This is a genomic window from Tsukamurella tyrosinosolvens, from assembly GCF_900104775.1.
Taxonomy (GTDB): Bacteria; Actinomycetota; Actinomycetes; order Mycobacteriales; family Mycobacteriaceae; genus Tsukamurella; species Tsukamurella tyrosinosolvens.
In genome coordinates, this window is sequence record NZ_FNSA01000003.1 from 4,279,407 (window position 1) to 4,304,711 (window position 25,305).

Genomic DNA, 25,305 nt, shown 5'->3' on the forward strand with positions numbered 1-25,305 from the left:
CGTGATCCCCGCCCCGCTGCGCCGCGCCGTGGCGTGGTGGCGGGAGATGCCGGGTGTGGAGAAGTACCGCCTCTACACCCGGCTCGTCCTGCAGAGCGTGATGGTCGGTGTGGTCACGATGCTCCTCATCAGCGGGACCCGCGCCTGGCCCGCGATCGGCATCGTCATCGCCGGTCTCGCCTCGATCGCGGGGATCGAGGCGCAGCCCGACCTCGCGATCCGCGCGACCGACCGCCAACGGCGCCTCGCCTGGCGGTTCGCGGTCGTCGGCGTCTCGGCGGTCTGGCTGGCCACCGTGGCCGCGGCCCGGTTCCCCGGAGTGGACAAGAACGAAGCCGCGGTCACCGCGTCGATGACCTTCTTCATGGCGTGCGCGGGCGTGATCCCGTTCGTACGGCATCGCTGGTTCGTCCTGATCGCGGGCGCGGTCCTCTCCCCACTGCTCACCCGCGGGCCCGACGCCTGGCAGATCGGCGCCCTCCTCGTGGCGGTGGGGGCCGCCCTCATGTGGACCTCGCGCAGCACCGTGTGGGGCATGCAGATCCTCACCGAGCTGGAGAACGGCAAGCGGCTCGCGGCCGAACTCGAGGTCGCCGAGGAGCGCCTGCGCTTCTCCCGCGACCTGCACGACGTGGTCGGTCGCGCCTTCTCCGCCATCTCCGTCAAGAGCGAGCTCGCCGCCACCCTCGCCCGGGCGGGCGCCGTCGATCGCGCCGCAGGCGAGATGGACGAGGTCAAGGCCCTCGCGGTCTCGTCCATGGAGGACGCCCGCACCCTGGTCCGCGGCTACCGCGCGATCGACCTCGGGACCGAGGTCGCCGGCGCCCGGTCGCTGCTCTCCGCCGCGGGCTGCCACCTGCGCGTCATCGGCGAGCCCGACGAGATCCCGCCCGCACTCCACGAGGCCGCCGCCTGGGTGGTCCGCGAGGGCACCACCAACATCGTCAAGCACTCCACGGCCACGCAGGCCGTCCTCACGCTGCGCCCCTCGGGCCTGGTCCTGCGCAACGACGGTGCCGGCCGCTCGACCGGGGGCGACGGCGCACCGTCGGGCATCGACGGGCTGCGCGGGCGGCTCCGGGCGGTCGGCGCCGCCCTGGACGCCGCGCACGACGGCGACGAGTTCACCCTGACCGCGACCTGGGAGGCGGCATGACCGACGCACCGGCGATCGAGGTGGTGATCGCGGACGACGAGCACCTGATCCGGACGGCCGTGGCCGCGCTGCTCGAGCTCGAACCGGACATCACGGTGGCCGCGGAGGCGGCGTCCGGCACCGAGCTGATCGCGCTGTGGGAGCGCCGCGCCGCGGAGGGGAAGGAGCCCGCGGTCGCGGTGATCGACCTCCAGATGCCCGGGCCCGACGGCATCGACACCGCCGCCGAGCTGCTGCGCCGCACGCCGGGCGCCGCGACGCTCATCGTCACCAGCCACGGCCGTCCGGGGTATCTCAAGCGCGCCCTCGCGACGGGGATCCGCGGCTTCCTGCCGAAGACCGCGCCCGCGACCACGTTGGCGCAGGTCATCCGCACCGTCCACGGCGGCGGGCGGTACGTCGATCCGGAGCTGGCGGCCGAGGCGATCAGCGCCGGCGACTCCCCGCTCACGGCCCGCGAGGCCGATGTCCTCGAGTTCGCCGTCGACGGGGCCTCGGTCGACGAGATCGCCCGGCGGGCGCACCTGAGTGCCGGCACGACGCGCAACTACCTCTCATCCGCGATGGCGAAGCTGGGAACCTCCAATCGCTACGAGGCGGCGGTGCGGGCCCGCGAGCTCGGCTGGATCCTGTGACCCTCGACACGGTGTAACGTTCCCGGGGCCTGCGCCGATGGACCTCGGTGCGCGTAATACTCGAAAGCGTCACTTTCCGCAGCGGACATTGAGTCCGCGGTCCGAAGTGCGTAGACTTTCGGGATAATCTGGAACTGATCCAAACGTCGAAAGAGGAATGATGTCGACCCGCCAACTGACCCAGCTGGAGCTCCTGAAGGAGCTCTCCGGTGTCGCCGAGGACAACGTCAACCGCCATCTCTCGATGACGAAGGACTGGAACCCCCACGACTACATCCCCTGGTCGGACGGCAAGAACTACGCCGCCCTCGGCGGGTCGGACTACGACCCCGAGGAGAGCCAGCTCGACGACGTGGCCAAGGCGGCCATGATCACCAACCTCCTCACCGAGGACAACCTCCCGACGTACCACCGCGAGATCGCGGCGAACTTCTCCATGGACGACGCCTGGGGCCACTGGGTCGGCCGCTGGACCTCGGAGGAGAACCGCCACGGCATCGCGATGCGCGACTACCTCGTGGTGACCCGCGGCGTCGACCCGGTCAAGCTCGAGCAGGCCCGCATGATCCACATGACCAACGGCTGGGACCCGCAGGGCAAGGTCGCGCAGCACACCGAGCAGAAGATGACGATGCTCCACTCGGTGGCGTACGTGACCTTCCAGGAGCTCGCCACCCGCGTGAGCCACCGCAACACCGGCAAGGTCTGCCAGGACCCGATCGCCGACAAGATGCTGCAGCGCATCGCGGCCGACGAGAACCTGCACATGATCTTCTACCGCAACATCTCGGCCGCCGGCCTGGACCTGGTCCCCGACCAGGCGATCCGGTCGATCACCGACACCATCAAGCACTTCGAGATGCCCGGCGCCGGCATGCCCGACTTCCGCCGCAACGGCGTGCTCATGGCCAAGCACGGCATCTACGACCTGCGCCAGCACAAGGACGAGGTCGTCATGCCCGTCCTGCGCAAGTGGAAGATCTTCGAGCGCGAGGACTTCGGCCCCGAGGGCGAGCGCACCCGCGAGGAGCTCGCAGCCTTCCTCGACGAGCTCGAGGCCGCGGCCGTGAAGTTCGAGGAGATGCGCGACCGTTCGCTGGCCCGCGAGGCCGCGAAGCGCGAGAAGGCCGGCCTGGCCGTCTAGTACAGACACACACGGAACCCGCTGCGCCCCCGGGCACGGCGGGTTCCGTCGTTTCCCGCCGCACCGGTTTGCCACGGCACGACGGGGCGGCGATCATGGAGGGCGGCGAGCGACCGCCGCACGACCACGGGAGATCTTGATGACCACAGCCACCACGACGCAGCCCAAGCTGCGCATCGGGCGGTTCGAGCTGGACTCCCCCGTCGTGCTCGCGCCGATGGCCGGCGTCACCAACGTCGCCTTCCGCAGCCTGTGCCGCGAGCTGGAGCGGGCGCGCACCGGCACCGTCGCGGGGCTGTACGTGTGCGAGATGGTCACGGCCCGAGCGCTCGTCGAGCGGCACCCGGTCACGATGCACATGACCACCTTCGCCCCCGACGAGGACCCGCGCAGCCTGCAGCTCTACACCGTCGACGCGAAGTGGACCTACGAGGCCGCGCGGATGATCGCCGAGGAGGGCCTCGCCGATCACCTCGACATGAACTTCGGCTGCCCCGTCCCCAAGGTCACCCGCCGCGGCGGCGGCTCCGCGCTGCCCTACAAGCGGAACCTGTTCGCGAGCATCGTCGACGCCGCGGTCCGCGGCATCGCCGACGGTTCCCCCGTGGGCGCCCCCGAGATCCCGGTGACCGTGAAATTCCGCGTGGGCATCGACGACGAGCACCACACCCACTTGGACGCCGGCCGGATCGCCGCCGAGCAGGGCGCGGTCGCCGTCGCGCTGCACGCCCGCACCGCCGCGCAGCGGTACTCGGGCCAGGCCGACTGGGACGAGATCACCCGGCTCAAGGACCACGTGCACCACCACTTCGGTGACACCGTCCCGGTGCTCGGCAACGGCGACATCTTCGCCGCCGAGGACGCCGTGACCATGATGGAGCGCACCGGCTGCGACGGCGTCGTCGTGGGCCGCGGCTGCCTCGGCCGCCCCTGGCTGTTCTCCGAGCTCTCGGCCGCGATCAACGGCACCCCGATGCCCGTCCCGCCGCACCTGGGCGAGGTCACCGACATCATGTACCGGCACGGCGAGCTCCTCGCCGCGCACCACGGCGAGGACAAGGGCATGCGGGAGATCCGCAAGCACGTCGCCTGGTACCTGCGCGGCTTCCCAGCGGGCGGCGAACTGCGGACGCGGCTCGCGACCGTCAAGACCCTCGCCGACCTGCGCGCGCTGCTCGACACGCTGCCGCAGGACGTGCCCTTCCCGAAGGACGCCGAGGGTCCGCGCGGCCGCCAGGGCACGCCCGGCAAGGTCGTCCTGCCCGAGGGCTGGCTCGACGATCCGTGGGAGTCCGACGCCGCGGCGATGCCCGGCGCCGAAGAGGAGACGAGCGGCGGTTAACCGTCGTTCACCCGTCGTTCATCCAACGCTGCGGTCGTGTATGAAAAGGCCGATATACTGCGCACATGCGTAATGCGTACATCCAGCAGATGGCTGCTTTCAACGACATCCTCGGCGACATCTGCGACAAGTCGGGCATCGCCATGGAGAAGGCGACCAACTCGCTGCTCCAGGCCGACCTCGCCCTCGCCGAAGAGGTCATCACCGAGCACGACGAGATCGTCCGACTGAGCCGCCGCGCCGAGGAGGAGGCGTTCTCCCTCCTCGCGCTGCAGGCGCCCGTCGCCAGCGACCTGCGCGTCGTGGTCTCCGGCTTCCAGATCGTGGCCGACGTCGACCGGATGGGCGCGCTCGCCCTGCACGTCGCGAAGGTGACCCGCCGCCGCTTCCCGAACAAGACCCTCCCCGAGGAGGTCAACGGCTACTTCGCCGAGATGGGCCGCCTCGCGGTCGAGCTCGCGAACTCCGCCCGCGAGGTCCTGGTGACTCAGGACCCGAAGCAGGCCGCGGAGATCGAGGAGCAGGACGACGCGATGGACGACCTGCACCGCCACCTGTTCACCGTGCTCATGGACCGCGAGTGGAAGCACGGCGTCGCCGCCGCCGTCGACGTGACGCTGCTGGGCCGCTACTACGAGCGCTTCGCCGACCACGCTGTGGAGATCGGCCGCCGCGTCATCTTCCAGGCCACCGGCAGCCCCGAGCCCACCGCCGACGTCTCCAAGTAGCGCGCGCACGCACGGCCGCCCTGCGGGGCGGCCGTTGCGCTGTGCGGGTCAGGCCCCGACACCGTCCTGGAGCTGCAGGATCCGGCCGCCGAGGTGGATGTCGGAGCCCACGCCGAGGGGCACCGGCTGCCCGGGCGGCAGGCGGAGCGGCTGCGCGGCACCCGGCGGGCGGACCCACGTGCCGTTCGCCGAGCCCACGTCGACGGCGAGCACCTGCCAGCCGTCGATGCGGATCTCCAGGTGGGCACGCGACAGGGCGCCGGTGCGGTCCGGGAGGACGACGGGCGCGAGCCGCCCGGCGCCGTCGAGGGAGCGGCCGGCGCGCTGCGCGACGAACGCGGCCGGATCACGCCCGATGACCATGTCGTTCTCCAGGACGAAGGCCGTGCCGTCGTCGGCGACGAGCAGCCCCAGCGGCGGCCGCGGACCGGTCTCCAGCGGCAGCCGTCGGTCGACGAGGGCCCCGCAGCGGGTGCAGTAGGCGGCGACGGGCGCGTTGAGGTGACCGAAGGCGCAGCGCCGCCCCTCGACGACCGGGCCCGCTGCGGCGGCCGCCGCCACGTCGCCGACCTCGACGTCGTAGTCGGTGGCGGCGAACAGCGGGCTCACGCCGGTCGGTTCCTCGTTGGTGGGTGCGTCGGCGGGGAAGACGTCGGTCGCGATCTCGCCCTCCGCCTCGGGCGCGACGGACGCGTCCGACCACAGCACGACGCCCGCGCCGGGCACGGCGCCGTCGTCGAGGTGCAGGGCGGCGGGCCCGCACACGGGGGCCGGCGGTGGCGGGGGGCCGACGGTGACGGTGACCACCGAGCCCGGCGCCACGGGGGCGACGCGCTCCACGAACTCCGCGCCGGCGTGCAGCACGTGCTCGGGAGCGGCGGCCGCGGCGGAGGCGAAGATCGCGACGGTCACGGAGCGGTCCTCGTCGGCGTCCGCGACGCCCCGGAGCAGGGCCCGGGCCGTGCCGTCGCCGAGCTCGACCACGGCGAACGCCGGGCCGGTGCGGCCGCGCAGGGCGGCGGCGAGATCACCGTCGGCACCGAGGGCGGCACGCAGCTCCGCGACCGCCGCGGGACCGCCGATCGCGGGCGCGTCCACGACCAGCACCCTCGTGCGCAGCCTGGCGACCACGCGGTCGCCGGGCAGCACGGTGCTGTACCGGTCGCCGGTCGGGGTCTGCGATGTCATCCCCATAGGATACGGCCGATATCCGACGACTCCGTGCCGGTGTGACCCGTCAGCCGAAGCGGCCGGAGATGTAGTCCTCGGTGGCCTGCTCGTCCGGGTTGGAGAACATCTTCTCGGTGGGGTTGATCTCGATGAGCTTGCCCGGCTTGCCGGTGGCCTCGAGGTTGAAGAAGGCGGTCTGGTCGGAGACGCGCGCCGCCTGCTGCATGTTGTGCGTGACGATGACGATCGTGTACTTCTGCTTGAGCTCGCCGATCAGGTCCTCGATCGCGAGGGTCGAGATCGGGTCGAGCGCCGAGCAGGGCTCGTCCATGAGCAGCACGTCGGGGCTGACCGCGATCGCGCGGGCGATGCACAGGCGCTGCTGCTGGCCGCCGGAGAGGCCGCCGCCGGGCTTGTTCAGGCGGTCCTTGACCTCGCCCCACAGGTTCGCGCCGCGCAGCGACTGCTCGGCCACCTCGTCGAGCTTGGACTTGCTGCGGATGCCCTGCAGCTTGAGCCCGGCCACGACGTTGTCGCGGATCGACATGGTGGGGAACGGGTTCGGGCGCTGGAAGACCATGCCGATGGTCTTGCGCACGCCCACCGGATCGACGCCGGCGCCGTAGATGTCGGCACCGTCGAGCGTGATGTGCCCGTCGACGCGAGCGCCCGGGGTCACCTCGTGCATGCGGTTGATCGACCGGAGCACCGTCGACTTGCCGCAACCGGACGGCCCGATGAACGCCGTGACGGAGTTCGGCGGCACCGTCAGCGAGACGTCCTGCACCGCGTGGAACGCGCCGTAGTAGATGTTCAGGTCCTTGATGTCCAGGCGCTTCGCCATGATGGATCTCCTTGTTACTTCGTCTTGGGGGCGAGCAGCCGGGACATGAGGGCGGCGAGGCCGCTCGCGATGCCCACGAGGATCACCAGGGTCAGGGCGGCGCCCCACGCCCGGTACTCGCCGACGGCGCCGGGGTTGTTGCGGTACTGGTCGTAGATGAACAGCGGCAGCGACGACATGTTGCCGTTGAAGAGGTCGTAGTTCATCCGGTCGCTGATGCCGACGAGCAGCAGCACGGGCGCGGTCTCGCCGACCACGCGCGCGATGGCGAGGAAGACGCCGGAGACCATGCCGGACGCGGCGGTCGGCAGCACGATCCGCACGATGGTCTTCCACTTCGGCACGCCGAGCGCGTAGGAGGCCTCGCGCAGCTCGTTGGGCACGAGTTTGAGCATCTCCTCGGTGGAGCGCACGACGACGGGCACCATGAGCAGGATCAGCGCGAGGCTCACCGCGAACGCGGACTGCGGCATGCCGAAGGTGGTGATCCAGATGCCGAAGATGAAGAGGGTGGCGACGATCGACGGGATGCCGGCGAGCACGTCGACCATGAAGGTGGTGATCTTCCCCAGCCGGGTGCCCTCGGCGTACTCGACGAGGTAGATGCCCACCATGACGCCGATCGGCACCGAGAACAACGCCGCGATGCCGGCCTGCACGAGCGTGCCGTACAGGGCGTGGCGGATGCCGCCGGCGTAGGAATCGGGGGCGACGCGGACCATCGACTTGGTCCACCACTCGGGCTCGAGGATCGCGGGCAGGCCGTTGGCGATCACCATGTACAGCAGCGAGACCAGCGGCGCGAGGGCCAACAGGAAGCAGGCGCCGAAGACGATCGCGGCGGCGTTGTTCTTGATCCGGCGCGCGGTGGAGGTGCGGTGGAAGACGGTGCCGCTCTTGGCGACGTCGTCGAGCTCGGTGGCGGTCATCCGTTCACCCGTCCCCCGCCGATCCAGCGGGCGACCGCGTTCACCACGAAGGTGAGCACGAACAGCACGAGGCCGGCGGCGATGTAGGCGCCGCGCTGGTCGACGTTGTCGAACTCAGCGGCGGCGGAGGCGATCTTCGAAGCGAAGGTGTAGCCGCTGTCGAACAGCGACCAGATGGAGGTCTTGGTGGCGGCGAACAGGATGATGAGCACCGCGATGGTCTCGCCGAGCGCGCGCCCGAGGGCCAGCATCGAGCCGGCGACGATGCCCGACCGTCCGTAGGGGAAGACCGTGAGGCGGATGACCTCCCACTTGGTGGCGCCCAGGGCCAGCGCGGCCTCCTGGTGCGCGACGGGGGTCTGCCGCAGCGATTCGCGCGTGATCGACGTGATGATCGGCAGGATCATGATCGCGAGCACGATACCGGCGGTGAACACCGTCGAGCCGAGCGAGAGTTCCACGTTGCCGGTCTTGAACAGGAAGAACCAGCCGAGGTTCTCGTTGAGCCAGCGCTGCAGCGGCACGAGGAACGGCGCGAGCACGAAGATGCCCCACAGGCCGTAGATGATCGACGGGACCGCGGCCAGCAGGTCGATCACCGCGCTGAGCGGCCGCGAGAGCCGCTGCGGCACGTACTGCACCAGGAAGGTCGCGATACCCACGGCCACCGGCACGGCGAGGATCAGCGCCATCACCGACGAGAGGACCGTGATCTTGAGCAGCTCGAGGATGCCGAACCGCATGTTGGACGGGTTCGTCTGCCACTCGGAGCTGGTGAGGAAGTTGGCGTTGTTCTTGGTGAGCGCCGGGATCGCCTGGATCACCAGCTGCAGGAAGATCAGCGCGATCACGACCACGAGCAGCACGCCCGAGGCGTACGCCGCCCACTTGAAGATCTTCTCCATGCGGTCGTGACCGCCGGCGAAGGTCGTGCGGGTGGCCCCCGCGTCGGTGGTCGCCACGGCGCTCGCGGCGCCGTCCGCGTCGCGGTCCGTCGAATCCTCAGTCGCCATGTTTCCCCGTTGTTCCGCCACGCGAAAGTCGTCCTTCCGGCTGAGCCGGACGTCGTGCGAGTGCCATTGTGCCTGGCCGCCCGCACGACGCCCGGTGGTTCAGCAGTGTCCTACTGGATCGAGTCGATCGACTCGGTGAGCGTGGTGCGGAAGGACTCGGGGATCGGGGCGTAGCCCTGGCCCGCGAGCTGGTCCTGCGCCGGCTTGCTGGCCGCGACCTTGAGGAAGGTCTTCAGGCCCTTGCCGACCTCGGCGTCCGAGTACTTCGAGCACACGATCTCGTAGGTCGCGAGCACGATCGGGTAGGCGCCGGCCGCCGACGGCTTGTAGAAGCCCTCGGTGTCGATGACCAGGTCCTTGCTGCCCGGGGTCTTGAACTTGGCCGACTCGATGGTCTTGGCGACGGACTCGCTCGAGAGCTTCACGGCCTCGGGCCCGGCGGAGGTGATGATGTTGGCGACCTGCAGCTTCTGCGCCTTGGCGAAGCTCCACTCGGCGTAGGTGATGGTGCCCTCGGCCTTGTTCACGGTCGCGGCGACGGCGGCGTTGCCGCTCGCGCCCTGGCCGGTGCCACCCTTGAAGGCCTTGCCTTTCTTGTCGGCGGACCACTCGGCCGGCGCGGCGGAACCGAGGTACTTCTGGAAGTTCTCGGTGGTGCCCGACTCGTCGGAGCGGAAGACGACGGTGATCGGCAGGTCGGGCAGCGTGGTGCCCTTGTTCTCGTCCGCGATCTCGGGCGCGTTCCACTTGGTGATGACGCCGCTGAAGATCTTGGCCAGCGTCGGGGCCGAAAGGTTCACGGAGACGTCGCCGGGGAGCTTGTAGGCGACGGCGATCGGGCCGAAGACGAGCGGGAGGTTCAGGGCGGGGGCGCCGCACTTCTCCTCGGCCTTCTTGGCCTGGTCGGCGTTGAGCGGCGAGTCGGAGCCGCCGAAGTTGGTCAGGCCCGAGGTGAACTCGGTGATGCCCTGGCCCGAGCCGTTACCGCTGTAGTCGACGTTCGCGCCGGAGCAGTCCTGGGCGAAGGTGTTCTTGAAGACGGTCATGGCGTTGGCCTGCGCCGTCGAGCCGCTGCCCTTGAGCTGCAGCTTGCCGTCGCACTGCACACCGGAGCCGCCGGCGGCCGAGCTGCCCGCGGCCTCGCTCGACTCCTCGCCGCCGCACGCGGACAGGGTCAGGGACAGGGCGGCCACCATGGCAAGGGCCGATACGGATCCACGCTTGAAGTTCACCGAGATTCCTCCGGGTCGAGTCAGGACTGATCACCCCGGCACTGCGGGTGTCATCCAGCAACATAGGGAGGCCGGGTGTCCGAATCGGGTGTCCCGGGTGAACGGACGGGAAACTCGCCCGGTCGAGTGGATTACCGTAATGCGTACGCAACGTGTCTTTCGCGTTCCTCAAAACCCAGGCGGGTGTAGGTGCGCAGCGCGGCGGTGTTGTCGCCCTCCACGTACAGCTCCACCTCGGCGAGGCCGCGCCCGGCGAGGTACTCCAGGCCGGCGGCGGTGAGCAGGTTGCCCAGCCCCCGCCCCTGACCTGCGGGGGCGACGGCCACGATGTACACCTCGCCGAGCCCGGCGGCGGGGTCGGCGACCTTGGTCCAGTGGAAGCCCAGCAGCCGGTCCTGCTCGTCGACGGCGAGGAACAGCCCGGCCGGGTCGAACCAGTCGGCGCCGGTCCGCTCGTCGATCTGCTCGCCGGTCCAGCCGCCCTGCTCGGGGTGCCAGGAGAAGGCCGCGTTGTTCACCGCCAGGATCGCGGCGTCGTCGGCCGGCCCGGCGTAGGTCCGCAGGGTGACCCCAGCGGGCGGGGCCGGCACCGGGCCCAGCCCGCCGAGGGGCCGCCGCAGGTTGAGCAGGGTCCGCACCGCGGTCAGTCCGAGGTCCGCGGCGAGCGCGCGGGCGCCGGGCAGGTCGCCGTGCGCCCACACGGTGCCACCCTCCCCGACGAGGTCGAGCGCGCCGGTCACCAGCGCACGGCCCAGGCCCCGTCGGCGCTCCGACGGTGCGACGACGACCTCGGCCGCACCGGCCCCGCCGGCGGGCGGGACGACGATCCCCGCGTAGCCCGACGGTGCGCCGTCCGCGTCCCGCGCGAGGAGGTGCGGGCCGTCGCCCGTGACGCCGAGGCGGAACTGCTCCGAGAGCGCGCCGATGCCGTCGGCGGCCTCCGCCGCGGCGGCGATCGCCAGCACCGATTCCGGATCGGTGACCGGTCCGCGCACCACGTCGACCATCTACAGCTCCTCGAGATCCTCGTCCGTCGGTTCCATGTCCTCGACGGGCCGCTCGCCCTTGCCGCGCACGGGCCGCACCGCCTTGTAGCCCACGTTACGGACCGTGCCGATCATGCCCTCGTGCTCGGCGCCGAGCTTGGCGCGCAGGCGCCGGACGTGCACGTCGACGGTGCGGGTGCCGCCGAAGAAGTCGTAACCCCACACCTCCTGCAGCAGCTGGGCGCGGGTGAAGACGCGGCCCACGTTCTGTGCGAGGAACTTGAGGAGCTCGAACTCCTTGTAGGTGAGGTCGAGCGGCTTGCCACGCAGGCGGGCGGTGTAGGTGCCCTCGTCGATGACCAGCTCGCCGAGCGTGACCTTGTCGGCCACCTCGTCCTCGCCGCCGGAGTCGCGCCGCGCGACGACGAGCCGCAGGCGGGCGTCGATCTCGGCCGGCCCGATCGTCGGCAGGAGGAAATCGTCGAGGCCCCAGTCGGCGCTCGCGGCGACGAGCCCGCCCTCGGTGAGGACCGCGACCACGGCCATCCTGCCCCCGCCCGTGCTGCCCAGCAGCCGGCACAGGCCGCGCGCGGTCACCAGATCGGTGCGGGCGTCCACGAGTGCGACCTCGGCCGGTCCGACCTCCAGCAGCGACGAGACGTCGGCCGGCAGCGTCCGCACCGTGTGCGGCAGCAGCGACAGCGACGGCAGCACGGTGTCCGGCTCCCGGTCGGATGTGAGCAGGATCAGATCCACATGCCCTCCCCACAGTGCGCGGCGGCCTCGAAGAAAATGTCGAATGTCAGAATAGCGGTGGTCAGAACGCCGCGCGTGACGGCGTCGGTGTCGACGAGAGGGTGCGAGCGTGGCGCAGGGGCAGGGACGGGCGTGGATCAGGCGGGTTCTGATCGCCCTAGCGACGCTCCTCACGGTCGCGCTGCTCGCCGAACTCGGCTCCGCGGCAACGGCGGAGTACCGCCTGTCTCGCGAACTGCGGGCGGCCGCCGGCCTGTCCGACGACCCCGAGGTGACGATCGGCGGATTCCCCTACCTGACCTCGGGCGGCGAGCATCCGAAGCTGACGATCGCCGCGCCGGCGAAGGTGCGCGACCGGAGCGCCCGCATCGAGGCGGAGATGACCGACGTCCGGATCCCGGGCGGCCTGCTGCCGACGTTCGCGCCGGACACGCCGATCGCGGCCGGCCACGTGGAGGCGCGCGTGCGGCTGGACCAGAAGGCCGTGGGCCGGTTCATGGACATCGTCGACCTGCAGGTGCACACCCCCGCCCCGAAGCGCGCCGGTGCGGGCAGCCCCGCCGACGGCTACGTGAAGGCGTCGAAGGGCATCGTGCTGACCGGCACCGTCCCGCTGCCCACCCCGGCCGAGCCGGAGCGCACCGTACTGATCTCGGTGGCGGCGGACTTCGCGAACGAGGGTGACGCGATCTCGGTCCGTGCCACCGGCATCTACTCGGGCCCCGAGGATCACGCGAAGGCCGACCTGTTGCCGGGCGAGGACCGGACGGTCCTCGCCGCGTTCACCCGCGTGCTGCCCCGGATGGCGCTGCCCTTCGGCATCGCGCCCACCGGCGCGCGGGCGGAGAACGCCGACGTCGTGCTCCTCGGGGAGGCCGACGGGGTCACCGTCACCCCCGGCGCGTTCTACCGTCCCCTGGCCTGAGCCTCCCGCGCGCCCGGGTCCCGTGACCCTCCCGTGACGGAAGCTCGCGGGTTGGGTATTCTCGGTCCCATGCGCAACCGCTGTGAGCTGCTGCTCACCCGCCGTCTGGCGGTCGATCTGTGCCGTATGGCCGGTTGTCGCTGTCTGGGCTAGTCCCGCCTCCTCCGGGCCGGGTGCCCGATTCTCGGTGCATCCCCATGCCCTCCCAGCGCATCCGCGCACCCTTCGAAGTGGCGATTCCGCTTCTCACTTCACGTCCATAGGTATCAACGAAAGGGATCCTCATGGCTCGCTCCGACGTCCTGGTCTCCGCAGACTGGGCTGAGCAGAACCTCGACACCCCGGGTGTCGTCTTCGTCGAGGTCGACGAGGACACGTCGATCTACGACGACAACCACATCCAGGGCGCCGTCCGCCTCGACTGGCGCAAGGACCTGCAGGACCCGATCCGCCGCGACTTCCTCGACCAGGAGGGCTTCTCGAAGCTGCTCTCCGAGCGCGGCGTCGGCAACGACGACACCGTGGTGCTCTACGGCGGCAACAACAACTGGTTCGCGGCCTACGCGTACTGGTACTTCAAGCTGTACGGCCACCAGGACGTCAAGCTGCTCGACGGTGGCCGCAAGAAGTGGGAGCTCGACGGCCGTCCCCTGTCGACCGATGCCGTGTCCCGCCCGGCCACGAGCTACCAGGCCAAGCCCGTCGACCTGTCGCTGCGCGCCTTCCGCGACGAGGTGATCGACTCGATCGGTAAGAAGAACCTCATCGACGTGCGCTCGCCCGACGAGTTCTCCGGCAAGATCTCCGCGCCGGCCCACCTCCCGCAGGAGCAGGCGCAGCAGCGCGGCCACGTCCCCGGCGCGATCAACATCCCGTGGTCGACCACCGCGAACGAGGACGGCACCTTCAAGTCGGACGAGGCTCTCGCGGCGCTGTACGCGGAGAAGGGCTTCGACGACGCCAAGGAGACCATCGCGTACTGCCGCATCGGCGAGCGCAGCTCGCACACGTGGTTCGTGCTGCAGGAGATCCTCGGCAAGAAGAACGTCAAGAACTACGACGGCTCGTGGGTCGAGTACGGCTCCCTCGTGGGCGCCCCGATCGAGAAGTAAGGAAGACCATCATGTGTGGAGCACCGAAGCAGGGCCAGGTCCTGCCCGCAGGCGTCGACGTCGAGAAGGAGACCGTCCTGACCGGTCAGGTCCTCGACGGTGCCGGTAACCCCGTCGCGGGCGCGTTCGTGCGCCTGCTCGACGGCACCGGCGAGTTCACCGCCGAGGTCGTGGCCTCGGGCACCGGCGACTACCGCTTCTTCGCGGCGCCGGGCACCTGGACGCTGCGCGCGCTGTCCTCCGTGGGCAACGGCGACATCCAGGTCTCGCCCGAGTCGAACGGCGTCTACAACCAGGACATCACCGTCGCCAAGTAGGCGAAGCAGGTGAGGGGCGCGCATCCGGATGCCGGGTGCGCGCCCTTTCCGTTTTCCGCCACCCGGCGGAAATCGGACGGGTAACGTCGGATATCAGTACCGAATCGGTGTTACGTCGCGAATCCGCTACCCGAGGAGTCCCCCGTGCCCGCTCCCTCCGACGCCGAGTACTTCGAGCTCGGCGACGTCACCCTGCAGTCCGGCCACACCCTGCGCGGCGCCCGCCTCGCGTACAAGACCTTCGGCACCCTCAACGCCGACAAGTCCAACGTGATCGTCTACCCCACCTGGTACTCCGGCTGGCACACCGACAACGAGTGGCTCGTGGGCACCGACAAGACACTCAACCCGGACGAGTACTTCATCGTCATTCCCAACATGCTGGGCAATGGCCTGTCGACGTCCCCGTCGAACGCGGCCTCGCCGTACGACCACGCCCGCTTCCCGCTCGTCACCTTCTACGACCAGGTCGAGGCCCAGCACCGCCTGCTCACCGAGAAGTGGGGCATCTCGACGATCGCGCTGGTCACCGGCTGGTCGATGGGCGCGGGGCAGACCTACCAGTGGGCGGTGAGCCACCCGGAGATGGTGCAGCGCGCGGCGCCGTTCTGCGGTTCCAGCCGCACCGCGCCGCACAACCAGGTGTTCCTCGAGTCCCTTCGCGAGGCGCTGCGCGCCGACGCGGCGTGGGCCGACGGCGACTACGACCCCGCGCGCCCGCCCATCAAGGGCCTGCGCGCCTTCGCGCGGATCTACTCCGGATGGGGCTTCTCGCAGGCCTTCTACTGGTACGAGACCTGGCGCGAGCTGGGCTTCACCTCGCTCGACGACTTCCTCTACGGCTTCTGGGAGCAGTTCTTCCGCGACGGCCGCGACCCCAACAACCTCATCGCGATGATCGGCACGTGGCACGCCGGGAACGTCGGGAACACCCCGGGGTTCGACGGTGACCACGAGGCCGCGCTGCGCTCCATCAGGTGCCCCCTGCTGGCGATGCCCGCGGAGAAGGACCTGTACTTCCCGCCGGAGGACGAGGCCTGGGCCTCGCAGTTCATCGAGCACGGCGAGGTGCGGGTGATCCCCGGCGTATGGGGCCACTTCGCGGGCGGCGGGGCGAACCCGGTGGACACCGCGTTCATCGACGCCGGCCTGCGGGAACTCCTCGCCCGCCCCGGCTACACCGGGTAGCCGCTCGAATCCTCATCTCACGTTCCGCCCGCCCCCGGCGTCTACAGGGCAGGATCGAGACGAGGAGAGATCATGAGCACCAGGCACATCGTGGCGGAGACCACGCTCGGCGAGCTGACGCTCGTCGCCGAGGGACGCGCCGTGACCGGCGTGTACTTCCACCACCACATCCGCCGGCTGGCGGAGTCGTCGTTCGGGGAGCGGGTCGCCTCGGACGTCCTCCTCGACGAGGCGGCGCAGCAGATCCGCGCCTACCTCGCCGGGGAGCGCCGCGCCTTCGACCTGCCGTTCGCCACCGCGGGCGACGAGATCCAGGAGGCCGTCTGGGCGGCGCTGCGGGAGATCCCGTACGGCACCACCACGACCTACGGCGCCCTCGCGGAGCGGCTCGGCTTCCGCACGTCGGCGTGGGGCGTGGGGCAGGCCGTCGGCGCGAATCCGCTGTGCGTGCTCATCCCGTGCCACCGCGTGCTCGGGTCGAACGGCACGCTCACGGGGTACGCGGGCGGCCTGCGCCGCAAGCGGGTCCTGCTCGACCTCGAGGCCGCCGCCGACGGTGCCCCCTGGTTGCCGGGCATGGGGGCCGCGTGAAACCACCCTTCGAGCGCCTGGTCGACGAGCACGCCGCGACGGTGCTGCGCGTCTGCCGCGCGATCCTCGGCCCGCACGACGCCGAGGACGCGTGGTCGGAGACCTTCCTCTCAGCGCTGCGCGCGTACCCGGACCTGCCCGAGTCGGCCAACGTCGAGGCCTGGCTCGTGACCATCGCGCACCGCAAGGCGATCGACCAGGTGCGGGCGGCGCAGCGCCGCGCCGTGCCGGTCGACGCAGTGCCGGAGCGCCCCGTCACCGCCTCCCTGCCCGACGGTGACCTCTGGGTCGCGGTGGCGGCCCTGCCGGACAAGCAGCGGCAGGCCGTCGCGTACCGCTACGCGGCGGACCTGCCCTACGCCGAGATCGCCGAGATCCTCGGCGGCACCGTCGACGCCGCGCGCCGTGCGGCCGCCGACGGCCTCAAGAAACTCCGTACCACGCGCACGAGGGAGGAACTCTCATGAGCGAGAAGATCACCGAAACACTCTCGGCCCCTGCCGATACCGACGCCCTCGCCCGGCTCCGCGCCCGCCTCACGGCGAGTGCCGAGGCGGACGGCCTGCTCGACGTCGCCTACACCGTCGTCGACTCCCCCGTCGGCGGGCTGCTCCTCGCGGCCACCGAGCGCGGCCTCGTCCGGGTGGCCTACGCCCGCGAGGACCACGACGCCGTCCTGGAGGCCCTGGCGCAGAAGGTCAGCCCGCGGGTGCTGCGCGCGCCCCGCCGCCTCGACGGGGCCGCCCGCGAGCTCGACGAGTACTTCGCGGGCACGCGCACCGCGTTCGACCTACCGCTGGATCACGCCCTCTCGCACGGCTTCCGGCAGCTGGTGCAGAGCCGGCTGCCGGACATCGGCTACGGCACCACGCTGAGTTACAAGCAGGTGGCCGAGCTCGTCGGGAGCCCGGCGGCGGTCCGCGCGGTCGGCACCGCGTGCGCCACGAATCCGCTGCCCGTGGTGGTCCCGTGCCACCGGGTGGTGAAGTCGGACGGCGGCATCGGGCAGTACGTCGGTGGCGTGGCGGCGAAAGCCGCCCTGCTGGAGCTGGAGTCGGCCGCATGAGCGCCGCCCCGGGCCCCGACGCCGCAGACTGGGATGCCGTCGCCGCCGAGCTGGACGCGGTGGGCGGGGCGCTGCTCCCCCGCCTCCTCTCCGACGAGCGCACCGTCGAGCTGCGGCGGCTGTACCCGCGGGACGCGCTGTTCCGCAGCACGATCGACATGGAGCGGTACCGGTTCGGCGCGGGCGAGTACAAGTACTTCGCCCGGCCCTACCCGGAGCCGATCGACGAGCTCAAGCACGCGTTGTACCCGCACCTGCTGCCGATCGCGCGACGGTGGTGGGAGCGGCTGGGCCGCGAGGCCCCGTGGCCCGACGACCTCGACGAGTGGCTCGCGATGTGCCACGAGGCGGGACAACGGAAGTCGACGGCGATCCTGCTCAAGTACGGCGCGGGCGACTGGAACGCGCTGCACCGGGACCTCTACGGCGATCTGGTCTTCCCGCTGCAGGTGGTGATCGCGCTCAACGATCCGGGCGTCGATCACGAGGGCGGCGAGTTCCTGCTCGTCGAACAGCGACCCCGCGCGCAGTCGCGGGGCACGTCGTTCACGCTCCCGCGCGGGCACGGCTTCGTCTTCACCACCCGCGACCGCCCGGTCCGCTCCGCACGGGGCTGGTCCGCCGCACCCGTGCGGCACGGGGTGTCGACCGTCCGATCGGGCGAGCGCCACACGCTGGCCCTCGTCTTCCACGACGCGGCCTGACATGGGCTCGGAGGCGCTGTTCCCGCCCGACCGGTCCGTGGTCGACCTCGCGCCGGGTGCGTACCTGATCCGGGGTTGGCTCGACCTCGAGCAGCAGCAGTGGATCGTCCGGCGGTTCCGCGAGTGGGCGGCCGGCCCGGTGCCGATCCGCGCCGCGACGGTGCGCGGGCACCCGATGTCGGTGCGAACCGTGTGCCTGGGCTGGCATTGGCAGCCGTACCGCTACTCGCGCGACGCGACGGACGTGAACGGCGCACGGGTGCTGCCCTTCCCGGACTGGCTGGTGCGGGTGGGTCGGCGCGCACTGGCCGACACGGGGCACGACGCCGGCGAGGTGGAGCTGTACACGCCCGACACGGCGCTGGTGAACTACTACGACGAGCGGGCCCGCATGGGCATGCACCAGGACAAGGACGAGGTCTCCCGGGCGCCGGTGGTCTCCCTGTCGATCGGCGACAGCTGCACCTTCCGGCTGGGCAACACGGAGAACCGGAACCGTCCCTACACCGACGTCACGCTGGAATCCGGGGATCTCGTGGTCTTCGGCGGCCCGTCGCGGCTGGCCTTCCACGGCGTCACCGCCGTGCGGCCGGGCACTGCGCCGCCCGGCTGCGGCCTCGCCGCGGGCCGAATCAACCTCACCCTCCGCGAGACCGGTATGGAGGACTGAGCCCGTCGCTACCCACCGTCGACGATGCGGTCGGCGCGCGCCGCCGTGGCCTCGATGAGCCGGGCGTTGGTCTCGTCGGTGCCGTCGGCCCGGGCGCGGGCCTCCTCGGGGCCGCGCCCGAATCGCATGTGCCGCGCGATGAGCCGCTCGCGGCGCAGCACCGGGTCGATGCGCAGGAACCACACCTCGTCGAGCGCAGCCCGCGCACGCGGCCAGGCGCCGCTCTCGGCGAGCAGATAGTTGCCCTCGGTGACCACGAGCGGAACCTCCGGCCCCACCTCGATGGCGCCGCCGATCGACGCCTCGAGGCCCCGGTCGAAGCGCGGCGCGTAGACGGTGCCCTCGGCGGCGCGCAGGCGGTGCAACAGGTCGGCGAAGCCGGCGTCGTCGAAGGTGTCGATCGCGCCCTTGCGCTCCCAGCTCCCGTGCCGGCGCAGCACGGCGTCGTCGAGGTGGAAGCCGTCCATCGGGACCAGCACCGCGTCGTCGCCGAGCGCCGCCACGAGTCCTTCGGCCAGCGTCGACTTCCCGGACGCGGGCGCCCCGGCGACGCCGAGCAGGACACGTCCCGGCCGCGCGATCAGTTCCCGTGCGCGGGCGATCAGCTCGTCCGTCACAGCGTCTGCAGCCACGCCCTCACCCCCGGATACCGGCACTTCCCGGAGGCGTGCCCCGCCGCGAAACGCAGTGCGTCGGCGACCGCCTCGCCCCGCGCGATCGCGAAGGCGTACGCGCCGTGCAGCACGTCGCCCGCCCCGAGCGTATCGACCACCGGCAGCGCCGGCACGTCGACGGTGCCCTCCACCCCGCGGTCGCGGTAGCGGATCGGCCCGGCCCCGTCGGTCACGGCGACGACCGGCGGCGGCGGGACATTCTCCGGCGCACGGAAGTCGGCGGAGCAGACGGCGTGTCCCGCGAGCGGCAGCAGGTCGGCGAAGACGGGGCGCCAGCGCCCCGCGTCGAGGACCGTCGTCACGCCCGCGGCGACGGCGCTGCGGATCGCCGCGCGCGCCGCGGCGGGGCCGTGCCCGTCGAGGAGCAGCACGTCGAAGCCGCCGGCCTGGATCGGCGGGACCGCGTCGGGGTATCCGGAGCCGTCGAAGGAGACCACCTGCCGGTCGCCCGTGGGGGCGTGGACGGTGACGGCGGAGACGGGCGGCGCGAATCCCGGTGGGGCGAGGTCGAGGAGCTCGACCCCGCACGCGTCGAGGTCGTCGCGCACGAGGTGGCCGAGGGCCGTGTCGCCGACCGGGGCGGCGAGCACGGCGCGGCCGCCGAGAGCGGCGAAGACCGCCGCGGCGTTGAGCGCGGGGCCGCCTCCCGAGACGTCCTGGCGGACTGCGGTGACCTTCCCGTTGCGGGGTGGCGACTCCGCGACCCGGGAGATGACGTCGATGGTGGCGAGCCCCACGAACAGGCCCCGGGGACCGCTACGGCCCACCGCCCGCCTCCTCGTCGGTCGGCGCCAGCGCGCCCGTCATCAGCGCCACCACCTCGGACATGCTGCGCTGCTTCGGATCCACGACCGCGGCTCGGCGGCCGAGCCGGTGCACATGGATGCGATCGGCGACCTCGAAGACGTGCGGCATGTCGTGGCTGATGAGGATCACGGGCGTGCCGCGGTCGCGGATCTGCCGGATGAGATCGATGACCTGGCCGGACTCGCGCACGCCGAGGGCGGCCGTGGGCTCGTCCATGATGATCACCTTCTTGCCGAAGGCGGCCGCCCGCACCACCGCCACGCCCTGCCGCTGCCCGCCGGAGAGGGTCTCGACGGCCTGGGTCGCGGAGGTGATGCCGATCTTCAGGTCCGCGAGGTGGCCGGCGGCGGCGTCCCGCATCGCCCGGCGGTCGAGCTGCCGGAACACCGAACCGAGGATCCCCGGCTTGCGGACCTCGCGCCCCAGGTACACGTTCGCGGCGATGTCGAGCGCAGGGATCACGGCGAGATCCTGGTACACCGTCTCGATGCCCGCGTTGCGGGCGTCCAGGGTGCTCCGGAAGTGCACGGGCGCACCGTCGAGCAGGATCTCGCCCTCGCTCGGGACGAGCGCCCCCGAGAGGGCCTTGATCAGGCTGGACTTGCCGGCGCCGTTGTCACCGATCACCGCCAGCACCTCGCCGGCGCGCAGCTCGAAGTCCGCGCCGGCGATGGCCCGGACCTGCCCGTAGTTCTTCACCAGGCCTCGGGCCTGCAGCACCGGCGTGCGGTCGACGGTGGTCACTGCAGCCTCCTGCGGGAGATCTGGTCCAGCGCAACGGCGGCGATCACGAGCACACCGGTCGCGATGTTCTGGTAGAGGTTGTCGATCCCCACCAGTGTGAGGCCGTTGCGCAGCACACCGACGATGAGCGCGCCGACCAGCGTGCCCAGCACCGAGCCGCGGCCGCCGAAGAGGCTGGTGCCGCCGATGACGACCGCGGTGATGGTGTCGAGGTTGGCGGTCTGGAAGGCGTTCGGGTCCGCGGTGGGGATGCGGCCGAGCGCGGCCCACGCCGCGATCGCGGCGATCAGCCCGGACACCAGGTACACGCCGAAGATCGTCTTGGACGTCTTGATGCCCGCGAGCGACGCCGAGACGGGGTTGCCGCCCACGGCGTAGACGTGCCGCCCGGTGGCGGTGCGGTTGAGCACGTACCAGGTCGCCGCGTAGACGATCAGCAGGACCAGCAGGCCCAGCGTGAGCGGGAACCCGGCGACGTCGAAGCCCTTGCCCAGGAAGGTGAGTGGCCCGTCGGCGACCCGATAGGTCTGCGATCCCGCGTACAGCTGGGTCGCGGCGGCGACGATGGTGAACATGCCGAGCGTGACGATGAACGGCGGCAGCTTGAGCAGCGTCACGAGGGCGCCGTTGACCGCGCCGATCAGCACGCAGACGCCGAGCGCGGCCACCATCGCGAGGACGGGGTCGGTGCCCGCGACCTTGGCCAGGACGACGGTGCCGAGCACGCACGTCGCGCCGATGGACAGATCGATGCCGGCGGTCAGGATGATGAGCGACTGCGCGACGGCGAGGATCCCGATCACCATGGACTGCTGCAGGATCAGCGAGATGTTGTAGCCCGTCGCGAACTGCGGCGTGAGGATGACGAAGACCACGCACGCGACGACGAGGGCGGCGAGCGGCCCCGCGAGGGGTTCCCGCAGGACGCTCGCCAGGGACGGCCGGGCCAGGCTCACGCCTGCCCCCAGCAGTTCTGCGCACCCCAGGCCGTGTCCTTCGACTCGACGCCCGCGACCGGCTTGTCCGTCACCAGCTGGGATCCCGTGTTGGTGAAGCCGGTCGGCTTGGTGCCGTCCTTGGCGAAGGCCACCACGGCGTCCACCCCCTGCTCGGCCATCTTGGCCGGGAACTGCAGGACGGTGGCGCCGATGACGCCCTTCTTCACGTTGTCCACACCCGTGCAGCTCCCGTCGATCGAGCCGATCGCCAGCTGCGCCGCCTTACCGGCCTTCTTCGCCGCCTCGTAGCCGCCGGCCGCGGCGGGCTCGTTGATCGTGTAGAGCGCGTTGGCGTCCGGGACGCGCTGCAGCAGGTTCTCCATCGCCGTCTGCGCCTTCGTCTGGTCGCCGTTGGTGGTCTCCTTGCCCGCCACCTCGGGGGCGTTCTCCGCGAGCCCGATGCCCTGCAGGAAGCCCTGGTGCCGGAACTCGGACACGGTGCTGCCCGGGGTGCCGTCGAGCATGAGCAGCTTCGCGGGCTTGCCCGCCAGCGCCCCCTTGACCCAGGCGCCCTGGAGGCGGCCGGCTTCCTTGTTGTCGGTGGCGAAGGTCGCGTCCACAGCGCTCTCCGGGTCGGTCGCGGTGTCGAGCGCGATGACGACCACGCCCGCGTCGCGGGCCTTCTTGATCGCCGCGAGGATGCCGGTGGACGAGTTCGGCGTGATGAGGATGCCCTTGACGCCCTGGCTGACCAGGTTCTCGATCGCGGCGACCTGGCCCTCGTTGTCCCCGTCGAACTTGCCGGCGAGCGCGACCAGGCTCGCGCCCTTCGCGTCCGCCTGCTTCTTGGCGGCCTCGCGGATCTTGACGAAGAACGGGTTCGTGTCGGTCTTCGTGATGAGGCCGACCTTCACGCCGCCCGACGAGCCACCGTCGCGGTTGCAGGCGGCCACCGAGGTGAGGCTGACCGTGAGGGCGCAGCACACCGCCGCGATGCGCAGGCTCTTCCGATTCGACATGAGGGGCTCCGTTCGACTGTGTTGTGGATCACATGACTGGCGAATGGTTGCGACGCTATACCCGCTGCTGAAGCCCCCGCAAGGGTTTGCGCAAACGCTTGCGCGCCGGTTTCGGCGCCGGGCAGACTGTGCGAATGGGAAACATGGCCGACGTCGCCGCCGCCGCCGGCGTGTCGATCAGCACCGTCTCCCACGTGATCAACGAGACGCGGCGCGTCGACCCCCGCACCAGGGACGCGGTGCTCGCGGCGATCGCGGCCACCGGATACCGACGGAACGCCCTCGCCGCCGCGCTCGCCACGTCGCGATCGGGCGTCCTCGCGCTGAGCATCGCGGCGGGGCGCAATCCGTACTTCGGCCCGCTCATGCGGGCGATCGAATCCCGCGCCAGCGAGCTCGGGTACACGCTGATGATGGGCGATTCCCACGACGACACCGACATCGAGCACCGACTCGTCGGCTCGCTGCTGGACCGCCGCGTGGACGGGCTGATCATGGCACCGTCGCCGGGATCCGAGGAGCGGACCATCCCGACCGTCCGGGCGGCGGGGACACCGCTGGTGCTCATCGACCGGCTCTCCCCCGCCGACGTCGACCAGGTCGCCTCCGAGGGCGCCGAACCCGTCGTCCGGCTCACCTCCCACCTCGCCGAACTCGGGCACCGGCGCATCGGCGTCCTGACCGGACGGCCGGGTATCCAGTCCACGGAGGAGCGGATCGAGGGCTTCGTCCGGGCGATGGACGCCGCCGGGCTGCGCGCCGCGCCCCGGCACGTGCGCTGCGGGGACTCACGCGCCGACGAGGCCCACGTCCAGACCCTCGCCATGTTCCGCGCGCGCGCACCGCGGCCCACCGGGCTCGTAGTGCTCAACAACGAGATGACGGTCGGCGCGATGCGCGCGCTGCGGGAGCTGGACCTGCGCGTCCCCGAGGACGTCGCGCTCGTCGCCTACGACGACTTCGAGTGGTCCGACCTGTTCTCCCCGGGCCTCACGGCCGCCGCGCAGGACGTCGAGGCGATCGGGCGGCGGTGCGTCGATCTGCTCGTCGAACGGATCGCGGGATACGACGGTGCGCGGCGGGTCGAGAGATTGCCCACAGCCTTCCACCACCGGGACTCGTGCGGTTGCGAGCGCCCGCGAGCCGGGGGTTAGTATCGAGGCCATGGTCATCTTCTTCGAGATCCTCATGGCGGTGGCGTCGGTCGCGATCTTCGCGTTCGCGATCTTCGTGATGTACCGCGTCCTCACCGACGGCCAGTAGTCCGCCCGTGAGCGACGAGGCCACCCCCGACGCCTCCGCCTCCGCCGGCACCGGCCAGGAGGCGCTGGACGCGGCGATCGAGCGCGCCGAGACCACCTCGTCGCGCAACATCTCGAACCTTCCCGGGCTACCGCTCGCCGACGACACGGCGAACCTGCGGCAGGGCCCGGACCTGCATTCCGGACTGCTCGGCCTCCTCCCCCTCGTCGGTGTCTGGCGGGGCGAGGGCGAGGGCCACGACGAGTCCGGCGACTACCACTTCGGCCAGCAGATCGTCGTCAGCCACGACGGCCAGAACTTCCTCTCCTGGGAGGCGCGGTCCTGGAAGCTGGACGACAAGGGCGAGTTCTCCGAGCCCGACCTCCGCGAGGCCGGCTTCTGGCGCATCGGCGAGGACGACGAGATCGAGTTCGTCGTCACGCACGCCAGCGGCATCGTCGAGCTGTACTACGGCAAGCCCGTCTCGCAGACCGCCTGGGAGCTCGAGGCGGACGTGGTGATCCGCTCCAAGACCTCGCCGCTCGCCGGCGCCGCGAAGCGCCTCTACGGCCTCGTCGAGCAGGGCGGCGCCCTCGCCTACGTCGAGGAGCGGATCGACGCCGACGGCGAGCTCATCCCCCGCCTGAGCGCCAAGCTCAACCGCTACGCGGGCTAATCTCCAGCGGCGTCGACGGCGCTGGCGTCCAGTGCCGGCGGAACCCCCAACCGACGCAACGTGTCGATGGCGCCCGTGATGTGCGCCTGCCAGTCGCCGCCGCCGCCCGCCTCGTGCCAGTTCCGCAGCGCCGCGACCAGCGACCACAGGATCGCGTTCGCGATCACGCGCGCCTCGGAGCGGTCGTACCGCCCTCCTGCGACCATCGACCGGGCCAGATGCTCGGTCGCCTCGTCGATCATGAGGAACGCCGCTGCGCGCACCGAGGGGATCTCGAACCAGAGCCGCGCACGGACCGGGGCCGTCTCGTCGAGCTCGCCCTTCGTCTCCGCCGACATGTCGGTGACGGCGGTCATCACCGCCTCCCACGGCGGAACGCCCTGGGCGAGGAGGTGCCCCATCGTCGCGAGTGAGCGGGAATCGAAGGCGTCGGTGAGGATCAGCCCCTCCTTCGTACCGAAGTACCGGTAGACCGTGCTCGGCGAGACCTCGGCCTCCGCCGCGATCTTCTCGACCGTGACCCAGTCGAAGCCCCGCTCGTCGATCATGCGGAGCGCCACGCGCTGGATGTGCACCATGGCGGCCATCTTCTTGCGCTCGCGCAGGGTCGGCGTCGGCGGGAGGCTCGCCGCGCGCGCGGCGGCGTCGCGCACCGCTGGATTCATCGCCTCCGACACCTCGGCCCCTTTCGTCGACC

29 protein-coding genes are annotated in these 25,305 nt (G+C 71.2%); 16 read left to right on the plus strand and 13 right to left on the minus strand.

The annotated features are described in order from the left end of the window. Nucleotide 1 precedes the first annotated feature (1 nt). From BLW32_RS23300 to phoU, 5 genes are all read left to right on the plus strand, one after another. Nucleotides 2–1,156, plus strand: coding sequence for a sensor histidine kinase (locus BLW32_RS23300; RefSeq protein WP_231857366.1), 1,155 nt, complete (start codon nucleotides 2–4; stop codon nucleotides 1,154–1,156). Next, nucleotides 1,153–1,791, plus strand: coding sequence for a response regulator transcription factor (locus BLW32_RS23305; protein ID WP_068741507.1), 639 nt, complete (start codon nucleotides 1,153–1,155; stop codon nucleotides 1,789–1,791). The genes BLW32_RS23300 and BLW32_RS23305 overlap by 4 nt, the downstream gene beginning before the upstream one ends. Before the next feature lie 157 nt (nucleotides 1,792–1,948). Continuing rightward, nucleotides 1,949–2,935, plus strand: a complete 987-nt coding sequence (locus BLW32_RS23310) for an acyl-ACP desaturase (protein WP_082791369.1) — start codon at nucleotides 1,949–1,951, stop codon at nucleotides 2,933–2,935. Nucleotides 2,936–3,074: 139 nt separating this feature from the next. Next, a complete protein-coding gene (dusB, locus tag BLW32_RS23315; protein ID WP_068522726.1) occupies nucleotides 3,075–4,277 on the plus strand; it encodes a tRNA dihydrouridine synthase DusB in 1,203 nt (400 codons plus the stop codon). A 65-nt stretch (nucleotides 4,278–4,342) separates the two neighbouring features. Next, nucleotides 4,343–5,005, plus strand: a complete 663-nt coding sequence (gene phoU / locus BLW32_RS23320; RefSeq protein WP_068522727.1) for a phosphate signaling complex protein PhoU — start codon at nucleotides 4,343–4,345, stop codon at nucleotides 5,003–5,005. Nucleotides 5,006–5,053: 48 nt separating this feature from the next. Here phoU and BLW32_RS23325 read toward each other — a convergent pair whose 3' ends face one another. From BLW32_RS23325 to BLW32_RS23355, 7 genes are all read right to left on the minus strand, one after another. After that, entirely contained in the window at nucleotides 5,054–6,193 is a 1,140-nt protein-coding gene (locus BLW32_RS23325; protein ID WP_170181083.1) for an FHA domain-containing protein, read from the minus strand. 49 nt (nucleotides 6,194–6,242) lie between these two features. Next, nucleotides 6,243–7,019: a phosphate ABC transporter ATP-binding protein PstB gene (pstB, locus tag BLW32_RS23330; RefSeq protein WP_068522729.1), complete on the minus strand. Its 777-nt coding sequence runs from the start codon at nucleotides 7,017–7,019 to the stop codon at nucleotides 6,243–6,245. Between the two features lie 14 nt (nucleotides 7,020–7,033). Continuing rightward, nucleotides 7,034–7,948 carry a phosphate ABC transporter permease PstA gene (gene pstA / locus BLW32_RS23335; protein ID WP_068522730.1) on the minus strand — a complete coding sequence of 305 codons (915 nt, stop codon included), beginning with the start codon at nucleotides 7,946–7,948 and terminating at the stop codon, nucleotides 7,034–7,036. After that, nucleotides 7,945–8,961 (minus strand): phosphate ABC transporter permease subunit PstC, encoded by a 1,017-nt coding sequence (gene pstC, locus BLW32_RS23340; protein ID WP_068522731.1) that lies wholly within the window; start codon nucleotides 8,959–8,961, stop codon nucleotides 7,945–7,947. Before pstC ends, pstA begins: the two co-directional genes overlap by 4 nt. Before the next feature lie 110 nt (nucleotides 8,962–9,071). After that, nucleotides 9,072–10,157 carry a phosphate ABC transporter substrate-binding protein PstS gene (gene pstS, locus BLW32_RS23345; RefSeq protein ID WP_068522732.1) on the minus strand — a complete coding sequence of 362 codons (1,086 nt, stop codon included), beginning with the start codon at nucleotides 10,155–10,157 and terminating at the stop codon, nucleotides 9,072–9,074. Between the two features lie 167 nt (nucleotides 10,158–10,324). Then, nucleotides 10,325–11,200 (minus strand): mycothiol synthase, encoded by an 876-nt coding sequence (gene mshD / locus BLW32_RS23350; protein WP_068741505.1) that lies wholly within the window; start codon nucleotides 11,198–11,200, stop codon nucleotides 10,325–10,327. Then, the gene (locus tag BLW32_RS23355; RefSeq protein ID WP_068522734.1) at nucleotides 11,201–11,935 is read right to left on the minus strand and encodes a winged helix-turn-helix domain-containing protein; all 735 of its coding nucleotides are present in this window, start codon (nucleotides 11,933–11,935) and stop codon (nucleotides 11,201–11,203) included. Nucleotides 11,936–12,044: 109 nt separating this feature from the next. On the opposite strand from BLW32_RS23355, the gene BLW32_RS23360 reads away from it, so the two are divergent. From BLW32_RS23360 to BLW32_RS23400, 9 genes are all read left to right on the plus strand, one after another. Continuing rightward, nucleotides 12,045–12,860: an LmeA family phospholipid-binding protein gene (locus BLW32_RS23360; protein WP_068522735.1), complete on the plus strand. Its 816-nt coding sequence runs from the start codon at nucleotides 12,045–12,047 to the stop codon at nucleotides 12,858–12,860. Nucleotides 12,861–13,144: 284 nt separating this feature from the next. Then, a complete protein-coding gene (locus BLW32_RS23365) occupies nucleotides 13,145–13,972 on the plus strand; it encodes a sulfurtransferase (protein WP_068522736.1) in 828 nt (275 codons plus the stop codon). 11 nt (nucleotides 13,973–13,983) lie between these two features. Beyond that, complete coding sequence (locus tag BLW32_RS23370) at nucleotides 13,984–14,289, plus strand: DUF1416 domain-containing protein (protein WP_068522737.1); 306 nt, start codon at nucleotides 13,984–13,986, stop codon at nucleotides 14,287–14,289. 144 nt (nucleotides 14,290–14,433) lie between these two features. After that, nucleotides 14,434–15,477, plus strand: a complete 1,044-nt coding sequence (locus tag BLW32_RS23375) for an alpha/beta fold hydrolase (protein WP_068522738.1) — start codon at nucleotides 14,434–14,436, stop codon at nucleotides 15,475–15,477. Nucleotides 15,478–15,549: 72 nt separating this feature from the next. Then, the gene (locus tag BLW32_RS23380; protein ID WP_068741504.1) at nucleotides 15,550–16,068 is read left to right on the plus strand and encodes a methylated-DNA--[protein]-cysteine S-methyltransferase; all 519 of its coding nucleotides are present in this window, start codon (nucleotides 15,550–15,552) and stop codon (nucleotides 16,066–16,068) included. After that, nucleotides 16,065–16,535 (plus strand): RNA polymerase sigma factor, encoded by a 471-nt coding sequence (locus tag BLW32_RS23385; protein WP_068522740.1) that lies wholly within the window; start codon nucleotides 16,065–16,067, stop codon nucleotides 16,533–16,535. Before BLW32_RS23380 ends, BLW32_RS23385 begins: the two co-directional genes overlap by 4 nt. Further along, nucleotides 16,532–17,134 carry a methylated-DNA--[protein]-cysteine S-methyltransferase gene (locus BLW32_RS23390; RefSeq protein WP_068522741.1) on the plus strand — a complete coding sequence of 201 codons (603 nt, stop codon included), beginning with the start codon at nucleotides 16,532–16,534 and terminating at the stop codon, nucleotides 17,132–17,134. The genes BLW32_RS23385 and BLW32_RS23390 overlap by 4 nt, the downstream gene beginning before the upstream one ends. After that, nucleotides 17,131–17,838 (plus strand): 2OG-Fe(II) oxygenase, encoded by a 708-nt coding sequence (locus tag BLW32_RS23395; protein WP_068741503.1) that lies wholly within the window; start codon nucleotides 17,131–17,133, stop codon nucleotides 17,836–17,838. Before BLW32_RS23390 ends, BLW32_RS23395 begins: the two co-directional genes overlap by 4 nt. A 1-nt stretch (nucleotide 17,839) precedes the next feature. Continuing rightward, nucleotides 17,840–18,508: an alpha-ketoglutarate-dependent dioxygenase AlkB family protein gene (locus BLW32_RS23400; protein ID WP_068741502.1), complete on the plus strand. Its 669-nt coding sequence runs from the start codon at nucleotides 17,840–17,842 to the stop codon at nucleotides 18,506–18,508. A gap of 8 nt (nucleotides 18,509–18,516) precedes the next feature. Here BLW32_RS23400 and BLW32_RS23405 read toward each other — a convergent pair whose 3' ends face one another. The 5 genes from BLW32_RS23405 to BLW32_RS23425 are packed head-to-tail and all read right to left on the minus strand — an operon-like array spanning nucleotide 18,517 to nucleotide 22,690. Beyond that, on the minus strand, nucleotides 18,517–19,140 hold the full coding sequence (locus BLW32_RS23405; protein WP_139286298.1) for a nucleoside/nucleotide kinase family protein: 624 nt from the start codon (nucleotides 19,138–19,140) through the stop codon (nucleotides 18,517–18,519). Beyond that, nucleotides 19,122–19,949 (minus strand): PfkB family carbohydrate kinase, encoded by an 828-nt coding sequence (locus BLW32_RS23410; RefSeq protein ID WP_074850810.1) that lies wholly within the window; start codon nucleotides 19,947–19,949, stop codon nucleotides 19,122–19,124. Before BLW32_RS23410 ends, BLW32_RS23405 begins: the two co-directional genes overlap by 19 nt. Next, nucleotides 19,939–20,733: an ATP-binding cassette domain-containing protein gene (locus tag BLW32_RS23415; RefSeq protein ID WP_068741501.1), complete on the minus strand. Its 795-nt coding sequence runs from the start codon at nucleotides 20,731–20,733 to the stop codon at nucleotides 19,939–19,941. Before BLW32_RS23415 ends, BLW32_RS23410 begins: the two co-directional genes overlap by 11 nt. Further along, entirely contained in the window at nucleotides 20,730–21,689 is a 960-nt protein-coding gene (locus BLW32_RS23420; protein WP_225535607.1) for an ABC transporter permease, read from the minus strand. Before BLW32_RS23420 ends, BLW32_RS23415 begins: the two co-directional genes overlap by 4 nt. Then, on the minus strand, nucleotides 21,686–22,690 hold the full coding sequence (locus tag BLW32_RS23425; protein ID WP_068741499.1) for a substrate-binding domain-containing protein: 1,005 nt from the start codon (nucleotides 22,688–22,690) through the stop codon (nucleotides 21,686–21,688). Before BLW32_RS23425 ends, BLW32_RS23420 begins: the two co-directional genes overlap by 4 nt. Before the next feature lie 134 nt (nucleotides 22,691–22,824). On the opposite strand from BLW32_RS23425, the gene BLW32_RS23430 reads away from it, so the two are divergent. Then, nucleotides 22,825–23,844, plus strand: coding sequence for a LacI family DNA-binding transcriptional regulator (locus BLW32_RS23430; protein ID WP_068741498.1), 1,020 nt, complete (start codon nucleotides 22,825–22,827; stop codon nucleotides 23,842–23,844). A 116-nt stretch (nucleotides 23,845–23,960) separates the two neighbouring features. Beyond that, a complete protein-coding gene (locus BLW32_RS23435) occupies nucleotides 23,961–24,608 on the plus strand; it encodes a heme-binding beta-barrel domain-containing protein (protein ID WP_068741497.1) in 648 nt (215 codons plus the stop codon). On the opposite strand, the gene BLW32_RS23440 is transcribed toward BLW32_RS23435, so the two are convergent. Beyond that, the gene (locus BLW32_RS23440; RefSeq protein WP_074851068.1) at nucleotides 24,605–25,273 is read right to left on the minus strand and encodes a TetR/AcrR family transcriptional regulator; all 669 of its coding nucleotides are present in this window, start codon (nucleotides 25,271–25,273) and stop codon (nucleotides 24,605–24,607) included. The two genes, BLW32_RS23435 and BLW32_RS23440, sit on opposite strands and share 4 nt — an antisense overlap. Nucleotides 25,274–25,305: the final 32 nt, after the last annotated feature.